General features: G+C 69.3%; 12 protein-coding genes. 6 read left to right on the top strand and 6 right to left on the bottom strand.

All coding sequences use genetic code 11. From position 1 onward, the window contains the following. Window positions 1-34: 34 nt before the first annotated feature. The 4 genes from NQ151_RS02200 to NQ151_RS02215 are packed head-to-tail and all read right to left on the bottom strand — an operon-like array spanning window position 35 to window position 3,761. Complete coding sequence (locus tag NQ151_RS02200; RefSeq protein ID WP_257526876.1) at window positions 35-922, bottom strand: hypothetical protein; 888 nt, start codon at window positions 920-922, stop codon at window positions 35-37. 48 nt (window positions 923-970) lie between these two features. Next, on the bottom strand, window positions 971-1,969 hold the full coding sequence (locus NQ151_RS02205) for an Fpg/Nei family DNA glycosylase (protein ID WP_257526877.1): 999 nt from the start codon (window positions 1,967-1,969) through the stop codon (window positions 971-973). Beyond that, a complete protein-coding gene (locus NQ151_RS02210) occupies window positions 1,969-2,514 on the bottom strand; it encodes a ribose-5-phosphate isomerase (RefSeq protein WP_257509645.1) in 546 nt (181 codons plus the stop codon). The genes NQ151_RS02205 and NQ151_RS02210 overlap by 1 nt, the downstream gene beginning before the upstream one ends. A 35-nt stretch (window positions 2,515-2,549) precedes the next feature. Beyond that, window positions 2,550-3,761 carry a ferrochelatase gene (locus tag NQ151_RS02215; protein WP_257526878.1) on the bottom strand — a complete coding sequence of 404 codons (1,212 nt, stop codon included), beginning with the start codon at window positions 3,759-3,761 and terminating at the stop codon, window positions 2,550-2,552. A 106-nt stretch (window positions 3,762-3,867) separates the two neighbouring features. Here NQ151_RS02215 and pepN point away from each other — a divergent pair, with 106 nt between their 5' ends. From pepN to NQ151_RS02235, 4 genes are all read left to right on the top strand, one after another. Next, window positions 3,868-6,423 carry an aminopeptidase N gene (gene pepN, locus NQ151_RS02220; protein WP_257526879.1) on the top strand — a complete coding sequence of 852 codons (2,556 nt, stop codon included), beginning with the start codon at window positions 3,868-3,870 and terminating at the stop codon, window positions 6,421-6,423. A gap of 120 nt (window positions 6,424-6,543) precedes the next feature. Next, on the top strand, window positions 6,544-7,620 hold the full coding sequence (locus tag NQ151_RS02225; RefSeq protein ID WP_257526880.1) for a mechanosensitive ion channel family protein: 1,077 nt from the start codon (window positions 6,544-6,546) through the stop codon (window positions 7,618-7,620). Continuing rightward, entirely contained in the window at window positions 7,617-8,084 is a 468-nt protein-coding gene (locus tag NQ151_RS02230; protein WP_257526881.1) for a globin, read from the top strand. Before NQ151_RS02225 ends, NQ151_RS02230 begins: the two co-directional genes overlap by 4 nt. A 28-nt stretch (window positions 8,085-8,112) precedes the next feature. Further along, window positions 8,113-9,774, top strand: coding sequence for an FAD-binding dehydrogenase (locus NQ151_RS02235; protein WP_257526882.1), 1,662 nt, complete (start codon window positions 8,113-8,115; stop codon window positions 9,772-9,774). A 6-nt stretch (window positions 9,775-9,780) separates the two neighbouring features. On the opposite strand, the gene NQ151_RS02240 is transcribed toward NQ151_RS02235, so the two are convergent. Next, window positions 9,781-10,452: a DUF8185 domain-containing protein gene (locus NQ151_RS02240; RefSeq protein ID WP_257526883.1), complete on the bottom strand. Its 672-nt coding sequence runs from the start codon at window positions 10,450-10,452 to the stop codon at window positions 9,781-9,783. A 51-nt stretch (window positions 10,453-10,503) separates the two neighbouring features. Here NQ151_RS02240 and NQ151_RS02245 point away from each other — a divergent pair, with 51 nt between their 5' ends. Continuing rightward, a complete protein-coding gene (locus NQ151_RS02245) occupies window positions 10,504-11,385 on the top strand; it encodes an acyl-CoA thioesterase (protein WP_502883549.1) in 882 nt (293 codons plus the stop codon). On the opposite strand, the gene NQ151_RS02250 is transcribed toward NQ151_RS02245, so the two are convergent. Next, complete coding sequence (locus tag NQ151_RS02250) at window positions 11,357-11,527, bottom strand: hypothetical protein (RefSeq protein WP_257526884.1); 171 nt, start codon at window positions 11,525-11,527, stop codon at window positions 11,357-11,359. The genes NQ151_RS02245 and NQ151_RS02250 overlap by 29 nt on opposite strands. Window positions 11,528-11,825: 298 nt before the next feature. Here NQ151_RS02250 and NQ151_RS02255 point away from each other — a divergent pair, with 298 nt between their 5' ends. Continuing rightward, window positions 11,826-12,425, top strand: a complete 600-nt coding sequence (locus NQ151_RS02255) for a dihydrofolate reductase family protein (protein WP_121659323.1) — start codon at window positions 11,826-11,828, stop codon at window positions 12,423-12,425. Window positions 12,426-12,541: the final 116 nt, after the last annotated feature.

Raw genomic sequence — 12,541 nt, forward strand, 5'->3', positions numbered from 1 at the left:
TGCGTGCCGCTACCGTCGTGTCGCGCGGGAGCGGTCAGATGTAGGAGCCGACGCGTTCCACGGCCAGCCCCGACCGCCACGAGTTGCGCGCCAACAGCACGGCGACCGTCATGAGGGCGATACCGATCGCGAGGGCACCGAACCCGTAGGCGGGGCTATCGAGGTGCACGCCGAGCGGGCTGAGGCCCAGCGCGGCACCGGCGAAGCCGGCGATACCGAGCTCCGCGCGCCAGATGTGGGAGAACTTTGCCCACCACAGCTGGCGAGCAGAACCAGGGACGATGGTCGAGGAGTGACGTGCCAGCAGGTCGTTGTACGTCAGCTTCTTGAAGAGCGAGAGGGAGATCATGGCGGCCAGGATGCCGGTGAGCACGCCGTAGACCGTGACGGTGAACCAGAACTGGTCGACGGCGGACGAGCCCAAGGGGATGTCGAGGATGCCCTGCGCATCGAGTACGACCGGCACGACCATCACCAGCGCCCACGCCGCCAGGGTGAGCCCGAGCAGGAGGACGTGCAGGCGGACGCTGATGGGCCGCAGGTGGACGCCGAAGGACCCGCCCGACTTGCCCTCGCTGACGACCACTTCCCACCGGCCGCGGACGGCGTACTGGCCGAAGAAGAAGCCGATCATCGACAGGCCCGCCATGAGGGTGGGGAACGCAATGGTCTCCGTGCCGCCGATGTCATCGGGGAAGACCTCGCTGATTCTGCCCCCGCCCGCCGTGTGGAGGAGCAGCCAGACCACCGCGCAGATCGCGACGAGCAGCGCGACGGCACCGACCAGGTTACCGACGATGGCGATCACTTTTCGGGTGGTGGCGATCGAGCCCGTCGTCCGTCGGCCCAGCCCGTCCCGTGGAACCTGGCCGGGCGTTTTCGGCCGGGTGCTCGGTTTCTTGCGCTTCTTGGTTTTGGGCATGCGTGACTCCGTCGTCAGGGCCACGAGGGCCGGTGGGGTGGGGGTGTCTCAGGCCTGGCAGGAAGGGCACCAGTAGAGCTTGCGGGTCGCCATCTCCTCGACGACGATCGCCGTGCCACACACGCGGCAGGGCAGCCCGGCGCGGTGGTAGACCCAGTGACGATCATCGCGCGAAGCCATCGCCTTGCGGTAATCCTCGGGCGCGAGGTCGTCCATGGTCATCATCTGGCCGGTCTCCACGCCGATGGTCAGCAGCCGCACCCAGTCACGCCACAGCGCCCGCACGGTGTCTTCGGGCACGTCGCGCCCCGGCGTGTGCGGATTCTGGCGCGCGCGGAAGAGCATCTCGGCACGGTAGACATTGCCGATGCCGCCGACGACGCTCTGGTCCATCACCAGCTGGCCGATCGCGGTGGGCTTGCGCCGCACGATCGAGGTGAACCGTTCCTCGCCCGCCGCGACGTCGTCCACGAGCGGGTCGGGGCCGAGCTTGGCGACGGTGGCTGCCATCTCCTCCGGCGTCTGCAGCTCGCACGCGGTCGGGCCGCGCAGGTCGGCGCACGTGATGTCGGTCATCAGCCGCAGACGCACCTGTCCGACGATCGCCGGCGGCCACTCCAGGTCGTTGCCCAGGCCGGTGGTCTGCTCCGACATCCGCACGTGCACGCGCGTGCGCCGCGGCGCACCGATCGACGACAGCGAGTTCTCCCCCGCGGCATCCAGAATCGGAGCGCCCTCCAGCACGGTGCCGCGCTGGTTGGTCTGCCCCATCCGCCCGTTGGCGGAGGCGATGGTCGGGTCCATCAGGATCTCGCCGGCGAAGTCCCACGCGCCGTAGAGCCCCAGGTGTACGCGCAGCCACAGGTCGCCTTCGAACGCGAGGAACATCTGCTTGCCGACGGCGCGCACCTCGGTCGGCGTGCGCCCGTCGAGCACGGCGGCGCCCTCCGCGAAGCGGCCCTGCGGGCTGGATGCCGCAACGGGCCGTCCGACGAAGTTGCGGTCGAACTGCCGCGCGATGCGGTGGACGGAGTGGCCCTCGGGCATCAGCCTGCTTCCGGGTCGAAGCTGCTGTCGTCGGCGGCGAGCACGTCGGGCTGCAACGCGTCGGCCCGCGGGTCGGGCTCGAGCGTCCCGTCGGTCTCGAACGCCGCGATCTGGGCGATGCGGCGGGCGTGACGCTCGTCGCCCGAGAACGGCGTGGCGATGAAACGGTCGATGAACGAGGCAGCCTGGTCGAACGTGTGCTGACGCGCGCCGATGGCGATCACGTTGGCGTCGTTGTGCTCGCGGGCGAGCTCCGCGGTGGCGATGCTCCACACCAGCGCGGCACGGACGCCCCGCACCTTGTTCGCCGACATCTGCTCGCCGTTGCCGGAGCCACCGAAAACGACACCGAGCGCTTCGACACCGGCATCCTGATCGCGCACGACCGCTTGGGCGGCGCGGATGCAGAACGCCGGATAGTCATCGAGCGCGTCGTACTCGAGCGGACCATGGTCCACGAGGTCGTGACCTTGCCCCGCGAGGTGGTGCTGCAGGTGCGTCGAGAACTCGAGGCCGGCGTGGTCGGTCGCGATGTGGATGCGCATGGGTCAATCCTAGGGTCGCCCATCCACCGCCGAGGCTAGGGGGCGACGCCGGCGGCGGCGGGCTTGAACCCGGCGCGCACGTTCTCGCAGCACCCCGGCCGGCACACGTCGAACCAGGGTCCCAGTTCCGTGCGGTGGGGGCGTTCAGTCACCGGTGTGCCCTCGAGCCGCTCCACGACCAGGTCGACCAGTCCGGAGACGTATGCGGGGTCCACGCCCGGCGTCGGCGTACGCACCGCGCGCAAACCGGCCTCCTCCGCCGCCTCGAGGGCCTCGGTGTCCAGATCCCACAGCACCTCCATGTGGTCGCTGACGAAGCCCAGCGGCACGATCGCGAGCGCACGCACGCCGGCATCCGGCAGTGTTTCGATCACTTCGACCACGTCGGGCTCGAGCCACGGCTGCGAGGGCGGGCCGGAGCGCGACTGATAGACCAGGTCCCAGGTGACGGATGCCGCGTCGGGTCGCTCCGCGACGACGTCGGACATGATCACTTCGGCCACTGCGCGGTGCTGCGCCGCGTACGCGCCGCCGTCGCCCCAGTCGACGTCACGCGGACCGGAGCGCTTGGCGTCGTCGATCGGCACACTGTGCGTGGAGAACAGCACCCGAATCTGGTCGGGGGCGACGCCGTCGTCGAGGAACCCGACGATCGCATCGCGCACGCCGGCGCTGAAGGGTGCCACGAACCCGGGGTGGTCGAAGAACTGACGCACCTTGTCGATCGTGACGACATCACCCAGGCCGGTCTCTTCCAGCACCCGCGCGAAGTCCTCGCGGTACTGACGGCAGCTGGAGAACGAGCTGTACGCGCTCGTGGCGATGCCGAGCAGAGTGGTGTGCCCCGCTGCTGCGGCATCCTTCACGGCGTCCTCGAGGTAGGGACCCCAGTTGCGGTTGCCCCAGTACACCGGCAGGGCGATGCCGCGGCGAGTGAACTCGTCCTCGATCGCAGCCTTGAGCGCGCGGTTCTGGTCGTTGATCGGGCTGACCCCGCCGAAGTGGCGGTAGTGATGCGCGACCTCTTCGAGTCGCTCGTCCGGGATGCCGCGGCCGCGCGTGACGTTGCGCAGGAACGGGATCACATCATCCTGGCCCTCCGGTCCGCCGAAGCCTGCGAGCAGGATCGCGTCGTAGGCGACGGGAACCTCGACATGGGGGGCGCCGGACGCTGCTGCAGCCGAGGCGAAGGGGACCTTCGCGGGTTCGGCACTCGTGAACGGTGGGACATGTTCGGTGGAGCTCACCCCTCTATCCTCGCACCCACCGTGGGCGGGTCGCACGTGAAGCCTTAGGCTGTGGGGCGTGCCCGCGCAACCGGGACTTCACAGCCAAACCATTGGGAGAACCGCCGTGCCCGGAGAGAACCTCACCCGCATCGAAGCGCAGGAGCGCCGCGCAGTCATCGACCCCGCAGTGGCGGTCTCGTATGAGGTCGCACTGGATCTGACCCGCGGACCGGAGGTTTTCGGTTCGCGGACCACGGTGCGCTTCGCCGCCACCGAAGGCGCCGCTACCTTCATCGACCTCATCGCGCGTGATGTGCGGGAGCTCGCTCTGAACGGTCACACCGTCGACCCGGCGGCCGTCTTCGCCGACTCCCGCATCGCGCTGTCGGAGCTGGCCGCTGAGAACGAGCTGGTCATCGATGCCGACTGCCTGTACACCAACACCGGCGAGGGCCTGCACCGCTTCGTCGATCCCGTCGACGGCGAGGTCTACCTCTACTCGCAGTTCGAAGTGCCTGACTCCCGCCGCATGTTCGCCGTGTTCGAGCAGCCCGACGTCAAGGCGACCTTCCAGTTCACCGTCACGGCGCCGGAGCCGTGGAAGGTCGTCTCCAACTCCCCCACGCCGGAGCCGAAGCGTCACGGCGACGGCACGGCCACCTGGACCTTCGAACCAACCCCGCCGATCTCGTCCTACATCACCGCGCTGATCGCCGGACCCTACGAGGCGACCTTCTCCGAGCTCACCAGCGCTTCGGGGCGCGTCGTGCCGCTCGGCGTGTATGCCCGCAAGAGCCTGTGGCAGTTCCTCGACGCCGACTACGTCTTCGACAAGACGCGCGAGGGCTTCGCCTACTTCGAGGAGAAGTTCGACTACCCGTACCCGTTCGCCAAGTACGACCAGCTGTTCGTGCCGGAGTTCAACGCCGGTGCGATGGAGAACGCCGGCGCGGTGACGTTCACCGAGACGTACGTGTTCCGCAGCAAGGTGACCGACGCCGCCAAGGAGCGCCGGGTCGTCACGATCCTGCACGAGCTGGCACACATGTGGTTCGGCGATCTGGTGACGATGCGCTGGTGGAACGACCTGTGGCTGAACGAATCGTTCGCCGAGTGGGCCTCGACGATGGCGACCGCGGAGGCCACGGAGTGGACCGAGGCGTGGACCACCTTCAACGCGATGGAGAAGACCTGGGCGTACCGTCAGGACCAGTTGCCGTCGACTCACCCTGTCGTCGCGGAGATCAACGATCTCGAAGACGTGCAGGTCAACTTCGACGGCATCACCTACGCCAAGGGCGGCTCGGTACTCAAGCAGCTGGCCGCGTGGGTCGGCATCGAGCAGTTCTTCGCGGGCGTCGCTGCCTACTTCAAGAAGAACGAATGGTCCAACACCGAGCTTTCCGACCTGCTGGTCGAGCTCGAGAACACCAGCGGCCGGGACCTGTCGACGTGGTCGAAGAAGTGGCTGGAGACCGCCGGGGTCAACACGCTCTCCCCGGAGATCGCCACGACCGACGACGGCACCATCACGCGGTTCGCCATCGTGCAGACCGCCCCCGCCGACTACCCCACGATCCGCCCGCACCGCGTGGGCGTCGGCTTCTACGAGCTGCAGGGCGACGCCCTGGTGCGCGTGCACCACGAGCAGCTCGACGTCGACGGCGACCTCACCGAGGTGCCACAGCTGAAGGGCCTCACGCGTCCCGATCTCGTGCTGCTCAACGACGAGGACCTGGCGTACGCGAAGATCCGCCTCGACGAGCGGTCGCTGCAGACGGCCATCGCGCACCTGCAGGACATCACCGACCCGCTCGCACGTTCGCTGGTCTGGGGTGCCGCGTGGGATCAGACCCGCGACGGTGAGTCCGCCGCGAGTGACTACGTCGACCTGGTGCTGCGCAACATCGGCACCGAGACCGAGTCCACCACGGTGCGCACCACGCTCGGCCAGCTGCTGCTCGCCGCGAACTCGTACGTCACGCCGGAGCGACGGGAGGCGACCCGCGCCCGCGTCGCGGACGGCCTGTGGGAGCTGGCTCAGGCCGCCGAGGCCGGAAGCGACAGCCAGCTGCAGTTCGTCACCGCGTTCGCCGGTGCCGCCAGCACCCCCGCACACGCCGAGACGGTGCGGGCGCTGCGCACCGGCGAGACGGCGCTGGAGGGGCTGGAAATCGACACCGACCTGGCGTGGCAGCTGCTGATCTCGCTGGCAGCGGCCGGCAGCGTCACCGGTGCCGACATCGACGAGGCCCTCGCCGCAGACAACACCGCCAAGGGCGGCGAGTTTGCCGCCCAGGCTCGGGCCGCGCTGCCCGACGTCGACGCCAAGCGGGCCGCGTGGTCGTCGCTCATCGATACCGCGGATGCTCCGAACACGATCGTGCGCGCCGCCGCAGCCGGGTTCGTCCACCCCGCCGGCCGTGACCTGCTGGCCGAGTCCGTGCCCGCATACTTCGACATGCTGCTGCCGATCTGGGAGTCGCGGACGTACCAGATCGCGCAGTACCTGATCGTCGGGCTGTACCCCGCGCCGCTGGCCGATGTGGCGCTGCGCGACGCCACGCGCGGGTGGCTCGCAGCCAACCAGGACGCACCTCCGGCGCTGCGCCGCCTCGTGGCCGAGAACCTCGCCGGCGTGGAGCGCGCCCTGGCCGTGCAGGCCCGCGACGCCGAGTAGGCCTCACGTCACCACCGCGCCCCGGCGCCCACCTGCGTGGGCTGCCGGGGCGCGGTGTGTGTCCGCCGCCACCCCACTCCGCTCAGGCGGCACCGAGGCCCCGTCGCTAGGATCGAACGAATGGACGACGTGACCAACCCCGACTTCTGGCAGCGAATACTCGACTTCCTGGTCGCCGCCGGCTGGAACCTGCTTGCGGTGGCTCTGATCATCGGCGGCGGCTGGGTGGCGGCGTGGGTGCTGCGCCGCGTCATCCACCGCACCGTCGACCGCATCGTCACCGGAGCCAAGTCGAAGGCGCGCGTCGAGGACACCCAGGCGCTGGACCGCTCGCCCATCGCCCAGGTACGACTCGTGCAGCGCACCCGCACACTCGGCACGATCCTGCAGAACATCGTCAACGTCGCGATCGTCATCGTCGTGGTGCTGCTGGTCGTGCAGGTGATCGCCCCCACGGCTCTCGGCTCGTTCGCGCTGCTTTCGGCCGCCATCGGTGCCGGTCTGGGTTTCGGCGCGCAGAACATCGTCAAGGACGTGCTCAACGGCATCTTCGTGGTGGCGGAAGACCAGATCGGCATCGGCGACGTCGTCGATCTGGGGCTTGCCACCGGCGTCGTGGAGTACGTCTCGGTGCGCGTCACCCACGTCCGCGACGTCAACGGCACGCTCTGGTACGTGCGCAACGGTGAGATCCTCCGTATCGGCAACATGTCGCAGGGCTGGTCGCGGGTCATCATCGACCTCGCGGTGCCCGTCGACGCCGACATCGACGAGGTCGAGCGGGAGATGCTCGAGGCCGCGCGCAGCATGCAGAAGGATCCCCGGTGGCGCACCCGGGTGCTGGAGAACCCCGAGGTGTGGGGCCTGGAATCCATCGACGGCGACGCCCTGGTGATCCGGTTGGTGATGAAGACGCGCCCGAACGCGAAGGACGACGTGGCACGCGAACTGCGGATGCGGCTCAAGCGCTCGATCGACGCCATGGGGCTGTCCCTGCCGCAGCTGAACTCGATCGTGCTCTCCGGCATCGACGGTGCCCAGCGCGTGCGCGGCGCCAATCCGCCCATGACCAAGCCCACCCCCACCCCCGCCGGCGACGCGCGGCCGGTGTGGAAGCCCAAGCGCACCGGCAAGCCCACACCGCCGACGGAGCCCGGCGGCGCGGCATCCACCGGCAAGGAAGAGAAGCCGAAATGACCGAGGGTGCTCCCGTGTCGTTCTACGACGAGGTCGGCGGTCACGAGACGTTCGTCCGCCTCGCCGCCGCGTTTTACCGTGGCATCGCCGACGACGACGTGCTCCGCCCCATGTACCCCGAACTCGACCTGGAGCCGGCGACGAACCGACTGGCGATGTTCCTCGAGCAGTACTGGGGTGGGCCGAACGATTACAGCCAGCAACGAGGTCACCCACGCCTGCGGATGCGGCACGTGGCGTTCCACGTGAACCCGGATGCCCGTGACCGGTGGCTCGCCCACATGCGCGTCGCGGTGGACGAACTGGGCCTTTCTCCCCTCCACGAGGCCACCCTGTGGGATTATCTCGAGAGGGCGGCGCACGCGATGGTGAACACGTTCGAACCGACCGGCATCGGACCAGCATCCGCCGGTCGGGACACGAACGGCCTCACCCTCGTCACCCGGCCACCCGACCCCAGCTGAAGCACGCTTCGACGACGAAGGAGTCGCCATGACCGCCCCCGCCGCAACAGATGTCCTGATCATCGGCTGGGGGCTGTCGGGCCTCGTCGCCGCCGCGGAGGCGGCCGCGCTGGGCAAGCGGGTGGTGATCGTCGACCAGGAGCCGCGCACCAACCTCGGCGGGCAGGCATGGTGGTCCTTCGGTGGCCTGTTCTTCATCGACTCCCCCGAACAGCGCCGGCTGGGCGTGCACGACTCCCTGGAACTCGCTCGGCAGGACTGGTTCGGCACGGCAGGATTCGATCGTGACGAGGATGCCTGGCCCCGCCGCTGGGCTGAGGCCTACCTGCAGTTCGCGCTCCACGAGAAGCGGGCGTGGCTCCGGGAGAAGGGCATGAGCTTCTTCCCGATCGTGGGCTGGGCTGAACGCGGCGGCTACACCGCCACCGGCCCGGGCAACTCCGTCCCGCGCTTCCACATCACCTGGGGCACCGGACCGGGCGTCGTCGCGCCGTTCCAGGCGGCGGTCGAGCAGGCCGAACAGCAGGGGCGCATCACGATCCTCGCCCGCCACCGCGTCACGGCTCTCACCGTCGTCGACGGCGCCGTCACGGGGGCCAGCGGCGAGGTGCTCGCCCCCTCCGGCGCTGCCCGAGGCGTCGCGACCTCACGAGAGGTGGTCGGCGCCTTCGACATCGCCGCGGGCGCCACGATCGTCACGTCGGGTGGTATCGGCGGCAACCACGACCTCGTGCGAGAACGGTGGCCGGCGAGTCTCGGCACTCCCCCGGCATCGATGGTCGCGGGCGTGCCCGCCTACGTCGACGGGCACATGCTCACCGCCACCGCGGCGGCGGGGGCGCGCGAGATCAACGGCGACCGTATGTGGCACTACGTCGAAGGCATCCAGAACTGGAACCCGGTGTGGCCCCAGCACGGCATCCGCATTCTGCCCGGTCCGTCCTCGGTATGGCTGGATGCCACCGGCACCCGCCTTCCGGTTCCCCTGTTCCCCGGGTTCGACACGCTCGGCACCCTCGCGCACCTGCGGCGCACCGGTCATGACCATTCCTGGTTCGTGCTGTCGTACAAGATCATCGAGAAGGAGTTCACGCTGTCGGGCAGCGAGCAGAACCCCGACCTGACCGGCAAGGACGTGCCGCTGCTGCTGTCGTCGCGGCTGGGTAAAGGCGCCAGCGCCCCGGTGCAGGCCTTCCTCGATCGCGGCGCCGACTTCGTGGTGCGCGACAACCTCGACGACCTGATCGCAGGGATGCGGGCACTGCCGGGCGGTGACGCGCTGGATGCCGAGACGGTGCGCAGCGAACTGGAGGCGCGTGACCGCGAGATGGCAAACGACTTCACAAAGGACGCGCAGATCGCGATGCTGCGCTCCGCACGATCGTTCCGTGGCGACAAGCTGGTGCGCACGGCCTCCCCGCACCGCATCCTGGATCCGGGTGCGGGACCGCTCATCGCCGTGAAGCTGCACGTGCTCACCCGCAAGTCGCTCGGGGGCATCGAGACCGACCTGCACTCTCGCGCCCTCGGCGCGGACGGTGAGGCCATTCCGGGACTGTTCGCGGCAGGTGAGGCGAGCGGGTTCGGCGGCGGCGGCATGCACGGCTATCGCGCGCTGGAGGGGACATTCCTGGGCGGATGCCTGTTCAGCGGCCGAGCCGCCGGGCGAGCGGCGGCCGCGTTGGCCTGAATCCGGTCAGGCCGTCGCGCCGGTCGTGCGCACCGGGGTGAGCCCGGACTTCACCGGTCCCCGCACGAGCACGTGCCCGCGTCGGAAGGTCAGCCGGGTCCACGGGCCGGCGGTGCGCAGCGACACCGTCTCGGCGCCGCCGATGAACCCGAGCCCGAACGCGGCGAACGCGACCCCCAGCGGCAGGTCCGACAGCGCGGCATCCGCTGGCCCCCACACCGACGCCCGCACCGTTCGTACGGCGTCCTCGCCGGCGTCCCGCGGCACCGTCTCGGCCACCGCGGCGATGCCCCACTGGGCGCGGGCCGCGATCGTCGCGGCATCCAGTGTCGTCGCCTCCGCCCAGCCCTCACGCGGCGGCGCGATGCCCGCCCACGGCGCGGATACCGCCACGTCGGGCAGCTCCAGCGCGGTGGGATCCTCCGACATGACCAGGGCGGTGCCGTCCACGACGATGTCGGTGACCAGCTCGGGGTCCACCGCCGACACCCGCAGGCCCAGCACCGTGGGGGTGCCGTCGAGCAGCCCGCGCGGCGCGAGCGGGGCGCAGGTCATCAGCAGCGTGCCGCCCGACGCCTGCAGGCGCACTGCGCCGTCGCCTAGTCGGGTTGCGCGTGAGGCGAACGTGGCGGCGTCGGCAGCGGCGCGGGGATCGGGGAAGTGAAGACGGTGCGGCATCCGGCCTAAACTATCAACCGGTGCTGACCGCGCCGTGCAGACAGGAGAAGCGTGACCGATTCGAAGCCCGATCCTGTCGCGCGAATGCTCTCCGTGATCGACCTGGCGGCATCGGCTGCCCGCACGACCGAGGACATCTTCACCGGCGCGTCCCACGCGATGCCCACTGGCCGCGTCTTCGGCGGCCAGGTGCTGGCGCAGGCGATCGCGGCCGCGGCTCGCACGCTCGGCCCGGAGCGGGTCCCGCATTCGATGCACGGCTACTTCCTGCGTCCCGGTGACGCGTCCAAGGGCATCACCTTCGCCGTGGACCGCATCCACGACGGCCGTTCGTTCTCCACGCGCCGCACCCAGGCCTACCAGGAGGGCGTGCCGATCTTCTCGATGATCGCCTCCTTCGAAGATGAGGACCCGGGGCTCGAGCACCACGCGCCCATGCCCACGGATGTGCCGGCACCGGAAGACCTGCCGAGCATCGATGAACTGAGCCCGATCACGCACCCGGTGTCGCAGCGGGCGCTCGCCGACGGGCCGATCGAATTGCGCTACATCTCGTCGCCGATCTACGACACCGTGGAGGGCGACCACGTCGCGCAGCAGGCGGTGTGGATGCGCACGCGCTCTGCGCTGCCGGACGATCCGGCGCTGCACCGCGCGGTGCTGGCCTACCTGAGTGATCTCACGATTCAGGAGCCGGTGCTGCGCGCGCACGGTCTGGCATGGTCGACTCCCGGGCTGAAGGTCGCGAGCCTGGACCACGCCATGTGGTGGCACCGTTTCGGTCGCGTGGACGAGTGGGTGCTGTACGTGCAGGAGTCCCCCAGCGCACGCGGCGGACGCGGCCTGTCCACCGGTCGCATCTACAGCAGGGACGGCGCACTGCTGGCCAGCGTCGCGCAGGAGATCATGGTTCGGGTGCCCGGCCTGCGCTGAGCCGCGCCGCGGTGTTGCGTGCCGGGTTGCCGCCGCGCGGGGTGAGCCGCACCGGGCGACCGGTGGCGGTGCTGACCATGACGACGACCGCGGTGGAGCGGGCGTACAGCGTCTGCGGCGTCTCGCCCCGCGGGCTGAACACGTCGTAGCAGACGTCGCGCGCGATGCGATCGACTGACCCTCGATCGCCGGCATCTCGTTGATATCTCTTCGTCGAGGTAGCCGAACGTCTTGCGAGACCTGAACATAGAGATAGCTCGGGTGTCGTCGCCGACTCCCATCCGATGCTGAGCTCTTGCATCGGGTTCTCGACTCCCCTGGCTAACGCTGCAGGTGTAAACACTGTGACGGTCTTGAGGAACATTGTCGAATCGGGTGATCGCGTTCGTTGAAGTAGTGAAGCCGCCCCCAGAGGTGGCTCGGAGCGAGGGAGCAATACCATGAATCTCACGATCTCGATCCAGGTCAGCGTCGACGGCGTCATGCAGGCAAATGGCGGCAACAATGACGAGCTCGACCCCGGTTTTGCGCGCGGCGGCTGGGCCATCCCGACCGGCGACAAGGAGTCGGCCGCGTACATCGCTTCGACGTGGCAGCGCGCGGACGCGTTCCTGCTCGGCCGCAAGACGTACGGACTGTTCGCGAGCTACTGGGGTGGTCAGGCGGACGACTCGAACCCGTTTTCGGGCGCGATGAATCCTCGGCCGAAGTACGTCGTGTCCAACACCCTGACCGACCCGGCGTGGAAGAACACGACGGTTATCTCGGGGGATATCGCCGCGGGCATCAGGGAACTGAAGGCACAGCCGGGAGGCGAGCTGGTGGTCGTGGGCAGCGGCGTGCTGGCGCGCTGGCTGCTCGAGAACGAACTCGTCGACGAGATCAACCTCATCGTGTGCCCGGTCATCGTGGGAGACGGCCTTCGGCTGTTCCCGCAGCAAGGCAAAGACTTCGGTCTCGAACTGGTCGAGACGCGGGCGTTCCCGACCGGTGTCCTCGCTCACACCTACCGGCTCACCGGCCGCCCCAACTACGCCTGAGAGGACCAAGCCATGCGGACCGTTCGTCGAAGCCACGGAGTGGGCCGCCGGATTCTGGATCATCGACGCGGCTGACCTGGACGTCGCCCTCAAGCTGATGTGCGAGGGCTCGAAAG

Origin of the sequence: Microbacterium sp. zg-YB36 (assembly GCF_024623575.2) — a bacterium.
GTDB lineage: Bacteria > Actinomycetota > Actinomycetes > Actinomycetales > Microbacteriaceae > Microbacterium.